The following is a 19,460-nucleotide window of genomic DNA, read 5'->3' on the forward strand; positions in this document are numbered from 1 at the left end:
CTGGTGAAGAAGGAGCCGCCCCGGGTCTATACGACCTGGACGGCACCAGCCTCCTTCACGCTGCATGAGGGCAACTTCTCTTCGGACGGGGTCATTCTCGTCACCATCATGCGCAGCCATTCGGCGGACAGCCGGCTGGTATTCGAGGTCGCCGAGGAGCCGAAACCCGGGCAGGTGCGCGTGCTTCTGGATTCTGGAGGCAACGCCGAGCTGCTGCATCTGGCGGAATCCATCACTGCGGCTGAGCTTTGGATCGCACGGGAAGGTTATCGCAACGCGCGGCTCGATATCGTCAGTGCCGAGGACGGCGAAAGGGCAGGGGGCGCCGACCTGGCCGCCTGAGCCCTGGCACTGCGTGAGGGGCCTACCCATGTGCGGGCCCCTCACCGACCACATGAACCTCGTCCCGCGATGCCGCGGGGCGCAGAATTATCCATCCCCCAATTCGGAGGTTTTTAACCAAGAGCCTGCCCGGGAGGCTGGCGGCGTTCCAGGCATCAGCGGGACAATTTGCTCCAGTCGTCAGGGCACCTCCCCCGCTCGCCATTCCCTTCCTTGCCCCGAATCCTGTCTTCGAGATCAACCCGCGAGGGGTCGGACTACGGGCGAGCCCGTGCCGCCGGGTGGATTCGGGCGAGCCGAACGCACCCGGTGATGTCAGCCAGTCTTCGGGCCTGCGGGGTCCTGTCGCGCGGGGGATGGTCCCCCGCCTCCAAGACAGGAGCCACACAGATGTCCCGCAAAGATGCTCACGCTTTCGCCGCCTCCCTCGCCGCTACGCTCATGGTCTCGATTGTCGTCTTCCAGGCAGGGGATGGAACTTTCGGTGCCGTCCGCGCCGATGAAATCGACGGCGACGAGGTCGTGATCGTCTCGGAATACGATCCCTTCGGGTGAGGCTTCGGCCTCACTTTCGATGGCCCGGGCGCGCTGCAGTCGCACCGCTTGGCCCATCTTCGGCCGAGTGATCGGCGAGGCCGTTCCGGCGCGCGTCGGTCATCGACCCTGCCTTGATCTCGCTACAATCGCGTTAGGCGGAAAGCGGGCGGTCGGGTGAGCGGTGAGCGTGTCTGTTCAGGTGTGCCTTCTGCCCCCGATTGTCAGGCAGGTGTCCAAACTCCGCCTGCTTCACTCGATCGGACACATGCGCTGACGAAACGCATTCCAGCCAGACCATCCTCGGCCATGGCGAGCGCGCCGGCCGGTGCCATTCCCTTGCCTTCGATCAGGTCCGCCGCATCGGCATATAGGGTTGCGAACGCCTCCAGATAGCCCTCGGGATGGCCGGAAGGGATGCGGCTTGGCGTCTGGGACAGGCCATCACCGCGGCGCATAAGGCGGGTCGTTTCGCCAAGCGGAGTGAATTCGAGGAGATCAGGGTTCTCTTGGTCCCAGGCCAACCCGCCCTTCTCCCCAGCGATACGAAATCGCAGAGCGTTCTTTGTGCCGGGGGTAATCTGGCTTGCCCAGATCATGCCCTTCGCGCAGCCGTCGAAACGCAGAAACACAGCCGCGTTGTCATCCAGCCGCCGCCCCGGTTCGAAGGCAGTCAGGTCTGCCAGTACAGCCTGCAAACCAAGCCCCGTCACGAAGGTCGCAAGGTTGACGGCATGGGTCCCGATATCCGCGATGCAGCCGCCCTCGCCAGACAAGCCGGGATCGGTGCGCCAGACCGCCTGTTTCTGCCCGCTCTGTTCAACGGGTCCGGCCAGCCAGTCCTGTAGGTATTCGACCTGAACGTGGCGCACCGCGCCGATTGCGCCTTCGGCGATCATCCGGCGCGCCTCGCGCACCATCGGGTAGCCGGTATATGTCTGGGTCAGCACGAAGGGCACGGATGTTTCGGCTGCGAGGGCAGCCAATTCTTCGGCCTCGGCAAGCGTGGCGGTCATCGGCTTGTCGCAGATGACCGGGATGCCCGCGCGCAGGAAGGCCGCCGCCACCTTGGCGTGAAGGTGGTTCGGCGTCACGATCGCCACCGCGTCGATCCCGTCGGGGCGGGATGCTTCTGCCAGTGCCATCTCCGCGAAATCGGAATAGCTGCGGTCCGGCGCGATGCCGAGTTCAGCCGCCGATGCCGCTGCCCGCGCCGGATCGGAGGACAGCGCCCCTGCAACCAACTCCCACCGCCCATCCAGCCGTGCCGCCATGCGGTGGACCCCACCGATGAAGGCCCCTTGGCCGCCACCGACCATGCCCAGCTTCAATGTCATGGCCGGATTCCCAACATGGCTTTCAGCACAGCCTGATCTGCCTGCCCGCCCGCAAAATCGTCAAAGGCCTTTCCCGTCACCTCGATCAGGTGGCGGGCGATGAAGGGCGCGCCCTCGGCTGCGCCCTGCTCGGGGGATTTCAGGAAGCACTCCCATTCCATCACCGCCCAGCCGCGATAGCCGTGCTGGGTCAGCCGCGTGAAGACGGCCGGAAAATCCACCTGCCCGTCGCCAAGGCTACGGAAACGCCCCGCCCGTTCGGCCCAAGGCAAGTAGCCGGAATAGACGCCCTGCCTTCCGTCGGGGCGGAACTCGGCGTCCTTGACGTGGAACGCCGAGATACGGTCGTGGTAAAGGTCGATGAAGGCCAGATAATCCATCGCCTGCAACAGGAAGTGAGACGGGTCGTAGTTGATCCGCGCGCGGGGGTGTTCGGCCACGGCGGACAGGAACCGCTCCCAGCTTGCGCCGTCGAACACATCCTCTCCGGGGTGGAGTTCAAAGCCGATATCGACACCCGCATCGTCATAGGCATCAAGGATGGTGGCCCAGCGGCGGGCAAGTTCGGCGAATGCCGTTTCGACCAGTCCGGCGGGGCGCTGGGGCCAAGGATAAAGGTAGGGGAAGGCCAGCGATCCGGTGAAGCTGACCGTTCCAGAAAGCCCCAGACGCCGCGCTGCCGATGCGGCCTTGGTCATCTGATCGACCGCCCATGCCTGCCGTGCGGCGGGATTGCCCCGTACCGTTTCGGGCGCGAAGGCATCGAAGGCCGCGTCATAGGTGGGGTTCACCGCAACCAACTGTCCCTGCAAGTGCGTGGACAGTTCCGTGATGGCGACGCCCGCTTCGGCGCAGATGCCCAGCACCTCGTCAGCATAGGTCTGACTTTCGGCGCAAAGGTCCAGATCGAACAGCCGCCGATCCCATGACGGGATCTGCACGCCCTTGTAGCCCAGCCCTGCCGCCCACGCAGCAATAGCGGGCAAGTTGTCGAACGGTGCCTCATCCCGCGCAAATTGCGCCAGGAAGATGCCCGGTCCCTTGATCGCCCCGCCCATCACGCGGCCCGCTCCGACAGCATGGTCAGGGGCCGGATCTCCACCGGACAGGTCAGCAGACGGTCAAGCTGCGAAAACAGCGGTTGCAGATGCGGCATCGCCAGATGCGCGTCCAATGCGGCGCGGTCGGTCCAGTTTTCATAGAAGACGAAGACGCAAGGATCGGCGGCATCGACATGGAAATCATAGTTGATGCAACCTGCCTCGGCCCGCGTCGGCGCGACTTGCGCCATCAGCAGCGATGCCAGTTCCTCGCGCGTTTCCGGACGGGCGGTGACGGTTCCGATGATCGTGTACATAGTCAGCCCCGCTTCTGGCTCAGCGCAACGGCAAGGATGATGATCGCGCCCTTGGCAATCAGCTGCTGGCTGAACTCCAGCCCCATCAGGATCAGCCCGTTGTTGATCATCCCGATCATCAGCGCGCCGACGATGGTCCCAATGACCGTGCCTTTGCCACCAAATAGGCTGGTCCCGCCAAGGACGGCTGCGGCGATGACCGACAACTCATCCCCTTCGCCAAGCTGGAACCGACCCGATTGCAGACGGCCTGCATAGAGCATCCCGGCCAAAGCAGCAGCGCAAGAGGACAGGACCAGCACCTTGAACTTGATGCTGCGCGTGTCGATGCCGGAATAGCGCGCCGCCATTTCGCCCCCGCCCGTCGCCAGAACCTTGCGGCCAAAGCCAGACCGGCGCAGGGCGACATGACCGACGCCCGCGATCACGGCCATCCAGAACATCAGGACGGGGATCGGACCGACCGAGCCGCCCCCGAAGATCCAGGAATATCCGGGCGACAGGATCGGCACGGCAGCCGTGTCGGAAATCCACATGGCAACGCCCTTGGCGATGCCCATCATGGCAAGTGTCGTCAGGAAGGAGGGGATCCCGATCCTCGTCGTAAGCCAGCCGTTGAACATCCCGACGGCAAGCCCCGTCGCCAAACCGGCAAGGACGCCGCCAACAGGCCCGGCGATGGAGATCGCCATTGCAACCGTCACCGTGGTCAGCCCCGCGACCGCGCCCACCGACAGGTCGATCTCGCCCGCCGACAGCACGAAAGTCATGGCCACCGCCATCACCGCGATCATCGCGGTCTGCCGCACGATGTTCAGCAGGTTGTTCGGGTTCAGGAACCCCTTGTCGTTCAGCGTCAGCGCGAAGACGACAAAGATGACCACGAAGCCGATATAGATGATGTTCTGCCGCCAATTGGCGAAGAATGCCCCGGCGGGGGCGGTTGTTGCCTTAGCCATGGCTGGCCTCCTTGATGGTCAGGGCTTTCTGGATTTCGATCTGAAGACGGCGTTCGGCCGCTTGCAGGGCGTGTTCAGGGTCGCGCTCCTCCGGATCGTCCAGATCGGCGCGATCCAGCATCTGATGCGCACGGCCATCCGCCATCACCAGGATGCGGTCGCAGGCCGTCAGCAGTTCCGACAGTTCCGAGGAAATGACGATCACCCCCTTGCCCGCCTGGGCGAGGTCTCGCACGAGGCGGATGATTTCGGCCTTCGACCCGATATCGATCCCTGCCGTCGGTTCATCAAGGATCAGGATTTCCGGCTCGGTCGCCAGCCACTTGCCGATCACCACCTTCTGCTGGTTGCCCCCCGACAGTGTGGACACCGCATGGTCGCGACTTGCCGTCTTGATCGACAGTCGGGCGATCATGTCCTCGGCAATGTCCCGCACACGGACACGGTCCACGAAACCCTTCGGCGCGATCCGCCCGATCACCGACATCACCATGTTGTCGGCAACACTGTGGGCAGGGATGATGCCCTGCGTCGCGCGCGCCTCGGGCACCAAAGCGATGCGGTGGGCCACAGCGTCGGCAGGACGGCGGACCGCCACCCTCGTGCCCTTGATGCGGATCTCGCCTGAAACGGCGGGTTCGATGCCTGCAACGACACGCGCCAAGGCGGACCGGCCAGAGCCGAGCAGGCCGGCGAGTCCCAGCACCTCACCCCGATGCAGCGCGAAGCTGACGTTTTCCGGTTTGTGCGGGCCGGTCACGTTTGCAAGTTCCAGAAGAACCTCGCCCCGCGAAACATCGCCCCGCGCCACATCGGCCAGCCCTTTGGATTTCTTGCCGACGATATGTTCGATCATCACGTCGATGGGCAGATCGGCCAGCGGCGCGGTAATCACATGTTTGCCGTCCCGAAGGATGGTGGCGCGGTCCGCGATGCGGGCAATCTCGTCCATGCGGTGGCTGACATAGATGATCGCCACGCCCTTGGCCTTCAGCTGCCGCAGAAAGACAAACAGCCGTTCCACATCCGACACCGACAGCGCGGTCGAGGGTTCGTCGAGGATCAACACCCGCGCTTCCTGACTGATCGCCTTGGCAATCTCGGTCAGTTGCTTCTGCCCGGCCCCCAGATCGCCCACCAGCGCGGTGGGATCGACCTCGACCTGCAACATGTCGAAGATCACCTTCGCCCGGCGGACGGAATCCGCGTCGTCGATCATGCCACGCGCATCGCGGGCCTCGCGGGTCAGGAAGATGTTCTGCGCCACGGTCAGCGTCGGGATCAGCGACATCTCCTGAAAGTTCATGGCGATACCCGCCGCCCGCGCCGCTTCGGGCGTGCGGGCGGTAAGCGTCTGACCCGCCACCTCGATCGTTCCTTCCTCCGGCACATGCACGCCGTTCAGAACCTTGAGAATGGTGGACTTCCCCGCCCCGTTGCCGCCAAGCAGGGCGTGGACTTCACCGGCAAAGACCTCGAAATCCACACTGTCCAGCGCGCGGATGCCGCCGAAGGATTTGGAAATCCCCGTCATCCGCACGGCAACCGGGGCGGGGGCGGTCATTCCACCCGCTCCCACTTGCCGGTTTCGCCCGACCGCAGCAGGGCATCGGCCACGAGTTCCGTCAGCAGACCGTCCTCGAAGTTTGGGCTGGGTTGCTTGCCGCTGGCAATCGCGCTGAAGAGGTCGAAGCATTCGACGATCTTCGTCTCGGAATAGCCGATGCCCAGACCGGGGATCGGCCACAGACCGCCGCCATAGGGATGCGCGGGGCCGGTATAGACCGTGCGGAAGCCGCGCGCATCGGCCGGATCGTCCGCGAACATCACCTGCAATTCGTCGCGGCGTTCATAGTTGAAGTTGATCGAGCCTTTGGTGCCGTGGATTTCCAGCGTGATGAAGTTGTTGCGACCCCATGCGTTGCGCGTGGCCTCAAGGCTGCCGATCGCGCCGTTTCCGAAGCGCAGCATCGAGACGACTTCGTCATCCACATCCACCGGCGCACGTTCGGCATCGGCCGATTTCTCCGACGCGCCCAGCTTGTCCACACCACCCTGCTGGATGGGGCGCGTGGTGACATAGGTTTTGGTCATGGCGATCACCTCGGCGATGGGGCCGACGAGGTAATGCGCGAGGTCCACCACATGGGTTCCGATATCCCCCACCGTGCCCGATCCCGCGATCTTCTTCTGGAAGCGCCAGGACAGGGGGCCATTCTCATCTGCCGACCAATCCTGAAGGTAGGTGCCGCGGAAATTGAGGATGCGCCCGATGCGGCCTTCGTCGATGTATTTCTTGGCCAGCGCCACGGCGGGCGTACGGCGGTAGTTGAAGGCCACCATGTGGATGATGCCCGCAGCCTTTGCCGCCTCGGTCATCGCGCGGGCCTCTTCCACGGTGCGGGCCAGCGGCTTTTCGCAGATGATATGCTTGCCCGCCTTGGCCGCCGCGATGGCAATCTCGGCATGGACGTTGTTGGGCGTGCAGATGTCGACCACGTCGATATCTGCACGCGCCACCACGGCGCGCCAGTCGCTCGACGCCTCGTCAAAGCCGAAGCGACGGCGGGCTTCCTCGGCAGCCCCGTCGGTGACATCGACGACGACCTTGCGGTGCGGGATGGCAGGCGCGGGCCAGAAGAACATCGGCATCGAGGCATAGGCCATGGCGTGCGCCTTGCCCATGAACCCGCCGCCGATCATGGCAACGTTCATCACTTTGGTCATAGTCAGTCTCCGGTGCTGTGCGGGACGGGTTGCTGGGGAAGGGCCGGACCTTCACGGGCAGGGAGCAATTCCCCCGGCAAAGGCCCGGCAGGCGCGCGGGGTGATAGGGACACCCCGCGCGGCATCGCTTACTGCATCGAGGCTTTCACGTTCTCGGTCGCCTCGGTCGAATAGACCTGCTTCCATGCTTCGAGCAGGTTGTCTTGGGCGACCGGCAGGGCGGGCAGCGCCACGAAGTCCGGCGCGTCCTTGCCCAGCAGGGCGTAACCGGCCAGCTTCGCCTCGACCACACCGGCGTCATAGGGACGCTGTGCGCCAAGGCCCTTGATGAACCCGCCCTGCGCCATGCTGATGGCGACGTTTTCGCCAAGGTCCACGGTCGTGATGATCAGGTCATCGCGCCCATTGGCCCGCGCCGCCGCCATCACGCCTTCGGCCGGAACGTCCCAGACCGCCCAGATGCCCTTGATGTTCGGGTTGGAGGTCAGCATCGCCCCCGCCGCCTTTTCGGCATCGCCCGAGAAGTCCGGCCCGCCGATCCCCTGTTCATCCACAATGGTGATGTTGGGGTAGTCGCTGGCGATGGTCGCCTTGAAGCCATCGTAGCGTTGCTTGGTCACGAAGAAGTCGGCGGCATGGAACACCAGCCCGATCTCGCCCCCGTCCGGTCCGAGCGCCTTGGCCATCAGATGGGCCGCCGCGACGCCGTTGCCATAGTTGTCGGCCGACACGACCGAGACGTAGTCGGTGCCCGGAACGAAGCCTGCCGGAACGTTGTCCATGAACACGAGCTTGGCCCCGGCCTCTGCCGCCGCGCGGTAGGCCGCGGCGGTGGCAGTCGGGTCGGTCGGGATCGACACGATAATGTCGGGCGATTGCGCCATGATGGTTTCCAGATCGCTGACCTGCTTTTCGGGCTTGAAGCCCGCATCGGTCACGGCGATCACCTCGATCCCCATCGCGCCGAACTGGGTCTGCAACCCGTTGATCTGCGCCTGGCTCCAGTCATTGCCACCGTAATGCATGACGATGGCGGCGGTGGCACCCATCTCTTTGATCTTGGCCAGCTCCTCTTCGCTCAGCACGACATCGGATGCGGGCGACGGGTCCTCACCGCTCGGTCCCTTGGACAGGACGGTTTCCTGCAACTTGGCAAGCGCCGCGTCCGGATCGGCGAAGGCCGGGGCGGCGATCCCCATGAAAAGCGCAAGCGCGGTCGCCGAGCCCATGAGGCTGCGTCTGGTCAACATAGCTTCTTCCTCCCAGAGAAGTGTCGGGGCTTCCCCCGTTTGGTGGGCAGGCGGATCAGCCCGCGATTGCCCGGTTCAGGTAGTCCATGCTCAGCCGCGCCCCTTCGGCGGGATCGGGCCAAGAGTCGAGTTCGGTGCAAACCCAGCCCGCAAAGCCCACATCCCGCATCGCCTGCAGGATCGGCCCCGTCGGCACATCACCGCGGTCAAGTGGGGTGAAGGCGAAGGGGTCGCGCTGGAACCCCTTCAGGTGGACGTAGGAAATCCGCTTCGCATGATCGCGAATAAGCTGCGCCGGATCGCCACCGGCGGCGGCCAGATGCGCCGTATCGGGGCAGAAGTCGATGGCGGTCAGATCGAAGATCTTGGCCACTTCGGCCGGACCCTCGACGATGGTCGAAAGGTGCGGATGGTAATGCGCCCGCAGCCCACGCGCATCGGCCAGCGCCTTAACGCGGTCGAGCGCTGCGCCCAGCTTGTGATAATCCGGCTCCCGCGTGCCGTCGAAACGCTTGGCCCCGCCGCCGACGACCAGATGCGGCGCACCCAGTTCGGCGGCACGGTCGGCGGCGCGGGTCACGCGCGCCAGTTCCTCGGGCAGGATGTCGTCGAAGATGAAGTTCCCGCCCGCATAGGTGGCGACCAGTTCCAACCCGTTATCCGCCAGCATCCGGCGCATCTCGGCGGCGCTGCGGTCCAGCAGGTTGCCGTCGAACAACTCCACCCCCGCATATCCGGCAGCCGCGATGTCGGCGCAGGCGCGGTCCATGTCCCCAAAGGTGCGATAGGCCAGCTGCGTGACCGAGGTGACACCCACGGCATCCCCGCCAAGGCCGCCCCAGCAATTGGCGTGATAGGCCAGCTTCCACGCTGTCATCGGTGTCTCTCCTCCTGCGGAAAGGCCGTTCGGGTTGCCCCCGCCCTTCCGGTTTCTGCCGGCCTCCTCTGACCGTGACAGCTTCGTTAAGCGCGGATTCGCCGGTGGTCAATATTATTTCTGCTTAGGACTGCCTACTTCTGCATTTTTACAGCAAAAGTTTTTTCTTGAACGGCAGAAGTCCCGATCGTATCCCTTGCGAAACCCAAAAGGACGCAGCCTTGCCCCTGAACGGACCCGACCTTTCCGAATCGTCCCGCCCGCGCGGCAAGGGACGGCCGCGCACGGCAGAGACCGCTGCGCCATCGCTGGTCGAACTCCTGAACCTCGTCCGCACGGGTGCGGCCAACACGCGGCAGGAATTGGAACGCCAAAGCGAATTCGGCCGCGCCGTGGTGGCGGACCGCCTGACGATGCTGGGCGATATGGGACTGGTGGACGAAAGCGAACTGGGCACCGCCACTGGGGGCCGCGCCCCGCGTCTGGTGCGCTTTGCCGCGCGACGTGCCGCGATCCTTGTCGCCACGCTCGACCAGACCGCGATCGGGGTGGGTGTGGCCGACCTTTCCGGCAAGCTTCTAACCGAACATCACGAAGCCGCCGACCTGACCGCCCCGCCCGCCGACCTGGCCGAACGCCTGACCGCGCTCTTCCGCTGGTCGATGGAGCGTCACGCGCCACAGGGCAGCATCTGGGGCATCTCCCTTTCCGTCCCCGGTGCCGTTCAGGGCGCGACGGAGGGTGACTTCCTGACCGCAACCCCGCCGGTCCTTCCCGCCTGGGAAGGGTTCCCGCTGGTCGAAACGCTGACCCGCGATTTCGGCGTGCCGGTGTGGATGCGGTCCAGCGTCGAGACGATGACGATGGGCGAGTTGCATGCAGGCGCTGGGATCGGCGCGCGCAGCATGCTCTTCCTGAAGGTCGGCCGCCGCATCGGGGCGGGCATCGTCTGCGACGGCCAGCTGTACCGTGGCGCGCATGGCGCGGCAGGTTTGATCGGATCGCTTCCGGTCACCGCAGGCGGGCGGAGCGGCCCACTCGACACCCTCGCGGGATCGGACATGATCCAGCGCGAAGGTCTGTCGGCGGCACAAGACGGGCGCAGCCCCATGCTGGCCGACATCCAGCGCCGCGGGGGCGAGATCACGGCCATCGAAGTCTCGCAAGCCGCACAGATCGGCGATCCCGCCTCGGTCGCGATCGTGACGGAGTCGGGCCACCTGATCGGTCAGGTCGTGGCGACGCTGGCCAATGCTTTGAACCCGGAACTGATCGTGCTGTCGGGCTCCATCGTGCAAACGAACGACATCCTCCTCGCCGCCCTGCGCGAGGCGGTCTATGGCGCATCGCATCCCTTCGTCACCCGCGACCTTCGGATCATCCGCTCGCAGATGGGCAGTTCAGCCGGTCTCGTCGGCGGGGCCCGCGTGGCATCGGAACAGCTTTTCGCGCCAGGCTTCCTGAAAGAATGGGTGATGCAGGGCAGCCCAATCGCCCATCCGGCCTTCGCTGCCCTCCATGATCGGCTTTCCCATACGGCAGGGCCCCCGCCGCCGCCACGGGCGCGGGTCGGACAGGAGCTTACGACATGACGATATCCGGCCTTGGCCCCCATGGTGAACGCGCTGCCCCGCCCGAACGGGTCAGCCTGCTGCCGGACGACCGCACCGCCGCCAAGGCCGCCGGATGGCGCGTGGCTGTGGTCTTGCATACTCTGGAAAGCGACTGGGCCAAGCAGCAACTGGCCGGAATGATGGGCATCTTCGGCGATTGCGGCGCGGCGGTGATCGACGTCGTGGACTGCGCCTTTTCTCCCGACATGCAAGTGGCCGAACTCGACAGGCTTATCCCTCAACGCCCCGACGCGATCATTTCTCTGCCCGTGGCAAACGAACAGGTTGCCGCCGCGCACCGCCGCGTGTCCGAGGCGGGCATCAAGCTGGTCCTGCTCGACAACGCGCCGACCGGCCTGCTGCCGGGCAAGGACTACACGGCGCTGGTGTCGTCGGATAATTTCGGCTTGGGCAAAATCGCGGCACAGGGACTGTCGCAGCATATACCCACCGGAGCGCAAGTCGGCGTCCTCGGCTTCGCCGCAGATTTCTTCGCCACGAACGAGCGCGAGATTGCCTTCACAAAATGGCTTCAGGTGAACCGCCCCGACGTCACCCCGCGCGTGCGTCGCTTCGCTCGGATCGAGGATGCCGCCGCATCCACCGATGATCTTCTGTCAGCAAACCCGGATCTGGCCGGACTGTTCGTCGTCTGGGATACGCCAGCCCTTGCCGCAGCCAACCGCCTTGCAGAACGCGCTGCAACGATGCCCATGGCAACCGTGGATCTCGGAGAGGCCGCAGCCATCGCCCTCGCAAAAGGCGACTCCTTCTGCTGCATCGCCGCCCAGCAACCTTTCCAGCAAGGGATCGCGGCCGCGCAGACCGTGATCCTGTCCCTTTTGGGTCGCCCCGTTCCAGCCTGGATCGCACTACCTGGCATCGGAGTCACCCGGGACAACGTTGTCGAAAGCTTCCAGACAGTATGGCGGCTCCCCGCTCCTCGCGAAGTATTGCGCCTTCTGGGCCTGTCCCGAGGCAATTGATGCCAAGCGTCGCGCCGAGTGGCCAACATACTGATCGACAAGGTTGAACGACCGTCCGCTTTGGGCCGGGTGCGTCGTCGGCTCTCTCTATTCGATTGCCAGTTCTGCCGGGGCTTTACCAGCTTCCAGCGATTCTACGAACCAGAGCGGTTTCCGACCACGGCCCGACCAGGTGACAGCGGCGTTCTCCGGGTGTCGGTATTTCGCCACGGCTGGCGCACGGGTAGTTTTCACCTCGACACCGATTAGTTCGGCGAAAGAGTAGCCCATCTCCTTGGCGATGGCTTCCAGCTTGGCGCGGGCCTCTGCCTTGTGCCGGTCTTCATAGGTGGAAATCGCCTTGGCGAGGTCTTTCTGCATTTGCCGCAGTTCCTTGAGCGACATTTCCTCGAGATTGAAATCAGCCATTGTGCCCACGTGTCCTGAATGATGCATCCGGGATAGCTGTCATGTCGCAACATCACAACTCCCCCGGAGGTCACCGCGATAGGGCAGGGGGGTGAGGTTGGCTTGAGCCGCCGGGTCGGCGGTTTCGCAAATGGCTCAACGAAGTTGCCTTGGCTAGGAAGGCCGAGTTCTGCGAGAGCCCCAGGTCGATCCGATCCCCGGTGCCATCCCTTCGACTGACAATCCCCTAAGCCTGTTCGGCCTCTGGCGCGCAACCCCGCGTCAGTCCGGGCCGTGTTGCCCCTTTGGGGCTGCCCGCTCCACCCCGGCCCTCTGGAGGTTTCCGGTCGCCGTTCCGTCTCCCGTGCACGCCTCAGCCGACAGGCTTTTTCCGGGTCTTGTCGAAGGGACGGTCCCAGGGACAGGAAACACAGGAGCTTACCATGCAGAACATCGTCATCCTCGCCGGCAACATCGGTCAGAAGCCCGAAGTGCGCTCGACCCAAAGCGGCACGAAGATCACCAACTTCACCCTGGCCACCTCGCGGCCGCGCCTCTCGGAAGGTCGCGTGATGCGCGACGAGAACGGCTACCGGGTCATGGACACCGAATGGCACCGCATCACCTGCTTCAACGGCCTCGGCAAGACCGTCGCAGAGCACTGCGAAAAGGGCATGAAGGTCCTCGTCCACGGCCGCATCCACTACACCAAGTGGACCGACGCCACCGGCACTGACCGCTACGGCTGCGAGATCATCGCCGAGAAGGTCGACTTCCTGAGCCGCCCGAAGTCGGCCGAGAGCGAAAACCCCGAGCTGGTCAACCGCGACGACGAGATCCCGTTCTGAAAAGAACGGGGTCTCCCCCTCGGGCCCGGCGGGGAAACCCGCCGGGTTCCGTCGTTTTCGGCCCATAGCCGCCGGTGGTAGTTAAACCTCGAACGTCGGCAATCGAAGATCATGGCCCCACTGCGCTGGGGCCATGAGCGGGCTTAGGGGTCAACCGACCGGGACGTTGTTGATTTCCATCCTGAACTGATCCGGGATTTCCATCGAGAAGTGAGCCACCTGTGAACGCGCTACTCAACTCAAGCATAGGTCAACCCGCAATCACCAAAGCAATGCCACCCGTTATCTGCCCTGTGGCCATGTCCCGTTTCACCACTTGCAGCGCCAAGGCGCGGCCCTTCTTCAGGCCGAAGTCAGGGAGTGACAGTTTGACTTCTGTCTTGAGGGTTTGCGCGGTCATCGAGCGATACTCGCGCAAGATCTTGCGGCCCTCGTCGCCGACGGCCTTGCCCTTTTCCATCGCGGCGATGACGGCTTGGGCCTGCTTTGTCAGGCCAACCTGGGCGTCGATGTCACAGGCCTCTCTGTCTTGGCTTCGCAGAACCAGTCCTGCCTCGCTGCGTTCGGTGGACACTCTCGCGCCCTGCGCCTCGGGAACGGCGGCGGAAACCTCGATGCGGCGTAGGATTTCGGCCAATCCACCGCGCATACGCGGAGCAGTAATGGTGAGCGGGGCCAAGGCCTCGCGTCGGATGGAGCGCAGGGTGGCCGCATCCATCGGGAGGATTTCTAGCGCCTCCTTGGCGTTGCGATGATGGATCCAGTCCAGCCTGAAGGTCGCCCCCTGTGCGACAATGTCGAGGTTCAATTGCGCGACGTGGCGGTCGATCACCGGGTTCAGGGCATAGTCATCGACCGGAATGTCCAGCGGTGCGAAGGAGAAGACGCGGGCAAAGAGACAGCGGTGCCCCGAAAGGGCGGGTGGAACTGTGTAGTCCAAACCGACCTCGGTTGCGCCATAGGGCATCACCATCGCCGCAGAAACCCCGATCTTCGTGGCGAAGCGGGTGTCAAAGCCAAGGGATGGCGTGACCAGCCAGAACTCGACCTTGGCAGATGGTACAATCAGGTCGCCCCGGTTGCGGACCTGGGCGGTAAGACGATAGGTCTGTCCGGCCTGCAGTTGCCGTGTCGGCACGCCCAAATTGGAGATCGGGGCGACACTCAGATCAGGCGAGAGCCAGAACGCGGGGCAGGGGATGGGGCGGCTGCCGGTATCCGCGTCGCAGCTGCGCATGTAGAGAAACGAGCTTTCGACGAAGTCATCGGGTCCCTTGCGGCGGTCGTCCCGTCCGAAGAGCGGGTTCAGTTTTCGCTTCGCCTCGGTTTGCGACTTCGCTGCGCGCGCGGTCAGTTCGGAGATGTAGGTGCGGATGTCCTCGACTGCATTGTCGGGCATGGCTTGCTCCCTTGATTATCGGATGATGTCGATTTCGACGGCGAAGGGCCCACCGGGCGCTTCCGAGGCGATGGGGTTGGGTGAGTCCGGCGAGGGATCTCCTCGCTGCGACCAGCAGAGGAAGCCGTAGCCGCGATCTCCGTCCAGATTGAAGTCGGGCATGTGGCCGCCTGATGCCTGCAGGTCATACATGGCAGCGGTAAGGTCCAGCGCGTTGCCCAGCAGGCTTTTGTCATGAAGCAAGGCAGCGAGTCGTCCAGCATCGGTCTGCTGCGGTCCGGGCGGGGTCTTCTGGATTGCGCTTAGGTCTTTCAGAAGGCTGCGGTTCTGGATGATGTCGCCCCATCCATACCAGACCGAGGTCTTGTCGAGGTAGTTGCCGGGCACACCGAAGGCATGAGCCACCTCGTCCCCGGTCGGCGGGTAAACGAGGTGACGTTCCTGATGCGTGAGTCCGGGCATGATCCAGCGCAGGAGCGGAAGGCGATGGTCGATGCTGGATGCCGTCTGGCCCAGTATGTCCGGAATGCCCGGATTGCCGAAATGTACGATCCTCGGTTCGGTGAGGTGTTCCTGCATCGGAAAGGCGAGACCGTTCATCGCAACGGCGAGGCGGAAGTTCTGGTAGGCGTCGTAGAGCTGTTCGTAGATCAGGCAGGCAGCGTAGCGGATGGTGGCCGAGCCGAGCGTGGTGATCGCGCCGAGGACGGCATCGATGACAGCGGCGGCGGCGGCAAGCGCGCCAAGGATGAGCGCGCCGAGCATGAGGAAGATGCCCCAGATCCCCATGCTGCCCGAGGTGTTGGCGGCGTCTTCGAGGAAATCCCCGATGTCGCCGAGGTTGTCCATCGCCTTGTCCCAGACCTCGCGCAGTTCGGCGCTGAAGGAGTAGGGAACGGGCGGGGGCAGGGTGCCGGTGTCGGTGGCATTCTTGAACCAGCGATACCAGAGCCTGTAGGTGTCGTTCAGATCGGCGGGCGTGAGGGAGGCCGCGTAATCGGGTCGCGGTGGGGCAGGGTCTTCGTTGTAGACTTCGGTCAAAGTCTCGATGATCAGCTTTGCGAGGTCCGGCGGCAGGTTCGTGAAGGGGTCGGGAACGTCGTTTTCGGTGTCGACGGGACCGGAAAAGTTGAAGTTGTAGAAGGCGTGCAGCTTGGAGAAGTTCCAGTCCTCGCTGCGGACATCGCGGAAGTTCAGCACGTCCTGATAATTCTCGCTCGCTTTGTGGCGTTGCGCGTGCGACCGGTAGGGACCGCCGCAGATCGCGTTCACATAAGGGTGGCCCACGGTATCGGCGGTCACATGCGTGAGGTAGCCGATCGCATAGAGATGCAGGGGTGATCCCGGATCGGTCTTGCGCAGAAGGGCCTGTGCGAACTCGCCCGTCCGCCGGTAATGCAGCGCGTCGAACCACCACCACTTCTCGCCCGCCGCCACGCCGTCGCGATAGGGATGGCTGACAAGATCGAAAAGCTTGAACTCGCCGATGAAGCTTTTGACCGCTTCCAGCAGCGTCGAAGAAAGCGCGTTTATCACGTTCTTCATGTCCCCGAAGAGCTGTTCCAACTCTGACAGGGTGGAGGAGGACGTGATCACCTCATTCGCCGCCTCGTCCAGCGCCTCAAGCGCATCGAGGACCGGTTGCGGAACCAGCGCTTTCAGGTCGCGCTTGAAATTCTCGATGAAGTCCGTGACCTCAAAATAGGTCGCCACGAGGTCGCGCAGAGCCGGGCTCATGTCCTTAGTATTGAAGAACAGGAAGTCCGGCCCCTGACAGCCGAGGAAATAATAGGGCAGGTTGCGCGGGTCCGCGAGCAGGGTCTGAATCTGTGCGTAGCTGGCGGAGGAAAGCGTTGCTCCTAGTCCGGTCGACCCCAGAAGGCGCGTTCGCAGGCGGTCGGCGATCATGTGGTGCATGGCAGGACCGGGCATCTGTCACCTCCTTGGGGTTATCGATGGATCGTTCTGGCTAGAGTTTCCTTTGGGTCGGGAAATAGGCGCTGCGCAGGGGCGTGCCCTTGGGCGGGATGATGACGAGATCGGACGTCGTGGCGATCACGCGCCGCGCCTTCGCCGGGGCGGTGTTCGGCGGGAAGGCCATGACGTGCACGGATTCGGTGACGAGCGACCAGGGCAGGGGAAGGATGACGGCGACGTCCTCGCCCGCATCGACGGTGTATTGCGCGCCGGGCCAGAGGGGTGCCGTTTCGCCCACCATGCAGATGCGGACCATCATCCGAGCCTTTGTCAGATTGCGGACCGTCATGCGCCGCTTGGCAAGGACCCGGCCCCGAAGATCGGCCAGCGCCGCATCGGGCCGAAGACCGCCCCGTCTTGATCGCAGGGCCCTTGCCATTTCAGCCGCACCGTTGGCCAGCACCGTGCAGGTGTCGCGTCCGAAGAGCGTCGACGCCCCCTCGTATTGCTGGGTATCGTATTCTTCGGGCGTGGTGACATATGAGGCATAGCCGTTGGTGTAGGTGCTGACGACGCTTATCTCCACGCCGAGTGCGGAGAGGTCGGTCTGCATGGCCTGCCGTAGGCGGAGACCTGCGACGGTCGTAACTTCGGCGGGGACGCCGAGGGCGGCGAATTGACCGATGCGAACCAGCTGCAGCGGCAGGACCTCGGGGGTCCAGGGGTCTGGCTGCATCATTCCGGGTGAGAGCAGGATTGGTTTGGGATAATGCGCGATCAGCATCGCCGCATCGGTCACGGGAAGTGCCGTCAGAACGCCGCGCAGGGCCGCTAGGGGCTGTCCGCTGAGCAATCCCGTCGTCGCCGCCAACAGTCGGTTGAGCGGCGCAAGCGTCGCGGCGGCCAGCGCGCCCACTGTCATCAGCCCGGCAGAGGTCTGTGCAGGATCGTTCGGGCTGAGGAGTGTGATGCCCTCGGGCATCAGTTTCTGGCCGCCATCCTCGGTGCTGCCTGCCGCCATGGAGAGGCCAACGGCGGCAACGGTGCCCGTCCGTTTCGGCATGTGCAACCGATGCTCAAGCGTTTGCACTGGACCTCGCAATTCCGGGCCTGCTGTCGCAACCAGGTCCGTGGCTAGTTTGGCCTGTGCCTCTGCCGCTTCAAGCATCCGCTTGGCCTGTTCTGTGAAGTCCGTTCCGTTGACCGGAAAAAAGCCGCTGCCGTTGGGGTCTATGTTGCCCGAAACGTCGCCGGCACAGGCATTTGCAAAACCCGCGACGAAACCGGGGCCGAAGCCTTCTTCCATGATCCGCGACGCGTGGCCCTTGTTGTCTCCGCTGACCAGACGGAACTGCTCACCCCTGTTGGTCGGGTGGATCGCGAACCAGTTCAATGCGCCGATGCTCTTTAACGTGCCAGATCCTGCAGGGTCCTCGCGTTCGAAGGAGAGGAGGGTCATCACGTCATCGACGGCATTCGGGAAAGCGGCCTGATCTGCCGCTGGGTTGTTCAGGAAGGCAGGCAACGACCGGTTGCGCGTGATGCCTTGCAGGCGGCCCCTGCCCAGCCGCACGCGACCGGGTGCCAGAGAGGAGTGGGCGGCTTCGACAGCGGCGACGATGCCCGCGACCACGCTTTCGAAGACATGCGCATCGAAGCCAAAGCCCGCAGCATTGTAGAGGAAGTGATGCAGGTAACCTGACGGGGCGCTGTGGGTGTGGGTTCCCGCGATCCAGATGTTGTCCATGCGGTAGGGACTTTCCGGATTGCCATAGGACAGGCGTCGGACAACCTCTTGCTTGATCGCGATGGAGCAGGACCAGATATCGGCAACCACTAAGACGCACCTTGTCGCGCTGGCCGGATCACCGATGATGAAGGCGCGTGCCTGCAACCAGACAGGTGCGTTGTCGGGCAGCAGCTCGATCCCGGTCGTCGTCTGAGAAGTAGATGTCCAACCCTGCATCGGGAGCGCGCTTTCCAAGGTCAGGACGGCGGCATCTGTTATGTTGGCCCGACCGACACCCACGACATGCCCTGGGGCGGGGGGTAGCGGTTGCATCAGGTCGACCTCGGGAAGACGCTGGGTCGGGTTCGTGATCTTGGGTGCGTTCAGCCAAAGCAACTGGCCGCCAGGGGTCACCTCCAGCCGGGCCGATGCGGTATAGGTTTGTCCGTCCAAGGGCACGAGGAATGGTTCGAAACGGCCCGTCAATGTTCCGCGCTTGATGCCGACCTGCCAATCCGTGGCCGTCTTGTGGACCAGACGCATCGACTGACCCGCTGGGATCAGAATCTCGTCATTGGCGAAGGTGAGGAGGTGCAGCGACGGTTCACGCAGGCAGGCGAAGAAGAGCGGATCGCCCACATCGTAGACGAAAACCAGAATGTCCTCGGAGAAGGAGTTCGTTACCAGCATCGCAGCACACTGGCCGATCCGAACACCCTTGCAGCAGCAGAACGCATCACGACACCTGCCCGTTCAAGAAGGATAATGGATGTTTCGCAAAGCTTCGCAGTAATCGCAGCGGATCGCCCAAAAATGGCCGAATTGGGTCGGAAACTTGTCTGAGGCAGGGCGAGGGGCAGTTTTGCCGCGATTAGAGAGCCGCCACGATTGTAACGCGGTAACAAGCCTGACAGCCTTTGTGACTCCTCAAGCCCAAGGCATCAAAGCAGTCTAGGCTTTAGGATTTCCGCCCCCACCGACGCGGCGCTTGTCGCTGGCAGGTGCTTAGTCGCAACGTGGTCGATAGCTGGCAACGGGGACAAAGCGGTCGGTCGAGGTGGAGCGGCGAGCGTCGGCTTTCCGCCCTTCACGTCGGCCAGAGTAAGAGGAGTGCCGGTTTTCCGGTGACGGGTTGAGGGTTGGGAGAGTGGCTCCCGGCGCCCGTCGCGGGAGATGGCCGATGGGCGTTGTGGAAGTT

The 19,460-nt window shown here is 64.0% G+C and carries 17 protein-coding genes; 5 read left to right on the top strand and 12 right to left on the bottom strand.

All coding sequences use genetic code 11. The features are described from left to right. On the top strand, nt 1–342 hold a 342-nt coding region (locus tag Q0C42_RS21305), incomplete at its 5' end, for a hypothetical protein (protein WP_295081013.1). 390 nt (nt 343–732) lie between these two features. Next, nucleotides 733–897 carry a hypothetical protein gene (locus Q0C42_RS21310; RefSeq protein ID WP_295081016.1) on the top strand — a complete coding sequence of 55 codons (165 nt, stop codon included), beginning with the start codon at nt 733–735 and terminating at the stop codon, nt 895–897. A gap of 203 nt (nt 898–1,100) precedes the next feature. Here Q0C42_RS21310 and Q0C42_RS21315 read toward each other — a convergent pair whose 3' ends face one another. From Q0C42_RS21315 to Q0C42_RS21350, 8 genes are all read right to left on the bottom strand, one after another. Further along, nucleotides 1,101–2,213 (bottom strand): Gfo/Idh/MocA family oxidoreductase, encoded by a 1,113-nt coding sequence (locus Q0C42_RS21315; protein WP_295081019.1) that lies wholly within the window; start codon nt 2,211–2,213, stop codon nt 1,101–1,103. Continuing rightward, complete coding sequence (locus Q0C42_RS21320) at nt 2,210–3,271, bottom strand: sugar phosphate isomerase/epimerase (protein WP_295081022.1); 1,062 nt, start codon at nt 3,269–3,271, stop codon at nt 2,210–2,212. Before Q0C42_RS21320 ends, Q0C42_RS21315 begins: the two co-directional genes overlap by 4 nt. Beyond that, nucleotides 3,271–3,570 carry a putative quinol monooxygenase gene (locus Q0C42_RS21325; protein WP_295081025.1) on the bottom strand — a complete coding sequence of 100 codons (300 nt, stop codon included), beginning with the start codon at nt 3,568–3,570 and terminating at the stop codon, nt 3,271–3,273. The genes Q0C42_RS21320 and Q0C42_RS21325 overlap by 1 nt, the downstream gene beginning before the upstream one ends. Before the next feature lie 2 nt (nt 3,571–3,572). Beyond that, nucleotides 3,573–4,529: an ABC transporter permease gene (locus tag Q0C42_RS21330; protein ID WP_295081028.1), complete on the bottom strand. Its 957-nt coding sequence runs from the start codon at nt 4,527–4,529 to the stop codon at nt 3,573–3,575. Continuing rightward, nucleotides 4,522–6,093 carry a sugar ABC transporter ATP-binding protein gene (locus Q0C42_RS21335; RefSeq protein WP_295081031.1) on the bottom strand — a complete coding sequence of 524 codons (1,572 nt, stop codon included), beginning with the start codon at nt 6,091–6,093 and terminating at the stop codon, nt 4,522–4,524. The genes Q0C42_RS21330 and Q0C42_RS21335 overlap by 8 nt, the downstream gene beginning before the upstream one ends. Next, nucleotides 6,090–7,256 (bottom strand): Gfo/Idh/MocA family oxidoreductase, encoded by a 1,167-nt coding sequence (locus Q0C42_RS21340; protein ID WP_295081033.1) that lies wholly within the window; start codon nt 7,254–7,256, stop codon nt 6,090–6,092. The genes Q0C42_RS21335 and Q0C42_RS21340 overlap by 4 nt, the downstream gene beginning before the upstream one ends. 128 nt (nt 7,257–7,384) lie before the next feature. Next, nucleotides 7,385–8,506, bottom strand: a complete 1,122-nt coding sequence (locus Q0C42_RS21345) for a substrate-binding domain-containing protein (RefSeq protein WP_295081036.1) — start codon at nt 8,504–8,506, stop codon at nt 7,385–7,387. A gap of 55 nt (nt 8,507–8,561) precedes the next feature. Next, nucleotides 8,562–9,383, bottom strand: coding sequence for a sugar phosphate isomerase/epimerase (locus Q0C42_RS21350; RefSeq protein ID WP_295081039.1), 822 nt, complete (start codon nt 9,381–9,383; stop codon nt 8,562–8,564). Nucleotides 9,384–9,604: 221 nt separating this feature from the next. Between Q0C42_RS21350 and Q0C42_RS21355 the strand changes: the two genes are divergently transcribed. Together Q0C42_RS21355 and Q0C42_RS21360 are read left to right on the top strand one after the other, a co-directional pair. Then, nucleotides 9,605–10,975, top strand: a complete 1,371-nt coding sequence (locus Q0C42_RS21355) for an ROK family protein (RefSeq protein ID WP_295081041.1) — start codon at nt 9,605–9,607, stop codon at nt 10,973–10,975. Next, nucleotides 10,972–11,982, top strand: coding sequence for a substrate-binding domain-containing protein (locus tag Q0C42_RS21360; protein WP_295081044.1), 1,011 nt, complete (start codon nt 10,972–10,974; stop codon nt 11,980–11,982). The genes Q0C42_RS21355 and Q0C42_RS21360 overlap by 4 nt, the downstream gene beginning before the upstream one ends. Before the next feature lie 87 nt (nt 11,983–12,069). Here Q0C42_RS21360 and Q0C42_RS21365 read toward each other — a convergent pair whose 3' ends face one another. Further along, nucleotides 12,070–12,390: an H-NS histone family protein gene (locus Q0C42_RS21365; protein WP_295081045.1), complete on the bottom strand. Its 321-nt coding sequence runs from the start codon at nt 12,388–12,390 to the stop codon at nt 12,070–12,072. A 422-nt stretch (nt 12,391–12,812) separates the two neighbouring features. On the opposite strand from Q0C42_RS21365, the gene Q0C42_RS21370 reads away from it, so the two are divergent. Then, nucleotides 12,813–13,217 carry a single-stranded DNA-binding protein gene (locus Q0C42_RS21370; RefSeq protein WP_295081048.1) on the top strand — a complete coding sequence of 135 codons (405 nt, stop codon included), beginning with the start codon at nt 12,813–12,815 and terminating at the stop codon, nt 13,215–13,217. Nucleotides 13,218–13,467: 250 nt separating this feature from the next. Here Q0C42_RS21370 and Q0C42_RS21375 read toward each other — a convergent pair whose 3' ends face one another. From Q0C42_RS21375 to Q0C42_RS21385, 3 genes are read right to left on the bottom strand one after another with little or no spacing between them, the layout of a single operon-like run. Next, entirely contained in the window at nt 13,468–14,616 is a 1,149-nt protein-coding gene (locus tag Q0C42_RS21375) for a hypothetical protein (RefSeq protein ID WP_295081051.1), read from the bottom strand. Nucleotides 14,617–14,631: 15 nt separating this feature from the next. After that, nucleotides 14,632–16,548 carry a zinc dependent phospholipase C family protein gene (locus Q0C42_RS21380; protein ID WP_295081053.1) on the bottom strand — a complete coding sequence of 639 codons (1,917 nt, stop codon included), beginning with the start codon at nt 16,546–16,548 and terminating at the stop codon, nt 14,632–14,634. Nucleotides 16,549–16,585: 37 nt separating this feature from the next. Continuing rightward, nucleotides 16,586–18,952 (bottom strand): neutral/alkaline non-lysosomal ceramidase N-terminal domain-containing protein, encoded by a 2,367-nt coding sequence (locus tag Q0C42_RS21385; RefSeq protein WP_295081055.1) that lies wholly within the window; start codon nt 18,950–18,952, stop codon nt 16,586–16,588. Nucleotides 18,953–19,460: the final 508 nt, after the last annotated feature.

The sequence above is a fragment of the Tabrizicola sp. genome, from assembly GCF_022842145.1.
Taxonomy (GTDB): Bacteria; Pseudomonadota; Alphaproteobacteria; order Rhodobacterales; family Rhodobacteraceae; genus Tabrizicola.

Bases quoted from the DNA above. Each gene is read 5' to 3' on its own strand.
- Q0C42_RS21310 (WP_295081016.1), top strand. From the start codon at position 733: ATGTCCCGCAAAGATGCTCACGCTTTCGCCGCCTCCCTCGCCGCTACG.
- Q0C42_RS21315 (WP_295081019.1), bottom strand. From the start codon at position 2,213: ATGACATTGAAGCTGGGCATGGTCGGTGGCGGCCAAGGGGCCTTCATC.
- Q0C42_RS21320 (WP_295081022.1), bottom strand. From the start codon at position 3,271: ATGGGCGGGGCGATCAAGGGACCGGGCATCTTCCTGGCGCAATTTGCG.
- Q0C42_RS21325 (WP_295081025.1), bottom strand. From the start codon at position 3,570: ATGTACACGATCATCGGAACCGTCACCGCCCGTCCGGAAACGCGCGAG.
- Q0C42_RS21330 (WP_295081028.1), bottom strand. From the start codon at position 4,529: ATGGCTAAGGCAACAACCGCCCCCGCCGGGGCATTCTTCGCCAATTGG.
- Q0C42_RS21335 (WP_295081031.1), bottom strand. From the start codon at position 6,093: ATGACCGCCCCCGCCCCGGTTGCCGTGCGGATGACGGGGATTTCCAAA.
- Q0C42_RS21340 (WP_295081033.1), bottom strand. From the start codon at position 7,256: ATGACCAAAGTGATGAACGTTGCCATGATCGGCGGCGGGTTCATGGGC.
- Q0C42_RS21345 (WP_295081036.1), bottom strand. From the start codon at position 8,506: ATGTTGACCAGACGCAGCCTCATGGGCTCGGCGACCGCGCTTGCGCTT.
- Q0C42_RS21350 (WP_295081039.1), bottom strand. From the start codon at position 9,383: ATGACAGCGTGGAAGCTGGCCTATCACGCCAATTGCTGGGGCGGCCTT.
- Q0C42_RS21360 (WP_295081044.1), top strand. From the start codon at position 10,972: ATGACGATATCCGGCCTTGGCCCCCATGGTGAACGCGCTGCCCCGCCC.
- Q0C42_RS21365 (WP_295081045.1), bottom strand. From the start codon at position 12,390: ATGGCTGATTTCAATCTCGAGGAAATGTCGCTCAAGGAACTGCGGCAA.
- Q0C42_RS21370 (WP_295081048.1), top strand. From the start codon at position 12,813: ATGCAGAACATCGTCATCCTCGCCGGCAACATCGGTCAGAAGCCCGAA.
- Q0C42_RS21375 (WP_295081051.1), bottom strand. From the start codon at position 14,616: ATGCCCGACAATGCAGTCGAGGACATCCGCACCTACATCTCCGAACTG.
- Q0C42_RS21380 (WP_295081053.1), bottom strand. From the start codon at position 16,548: ATGCCCGGTCCTGCCATGCACCACATGATCGCCGACCGCCTGCGAACG.
- Q0C42_RS21385 (WP_295081055.1), bottom strand. From the start codon at position 18,952: ATGCTGGTAACGAACTCCTTCTCCGAGGACATTCTGGTTTTCGTCTAC.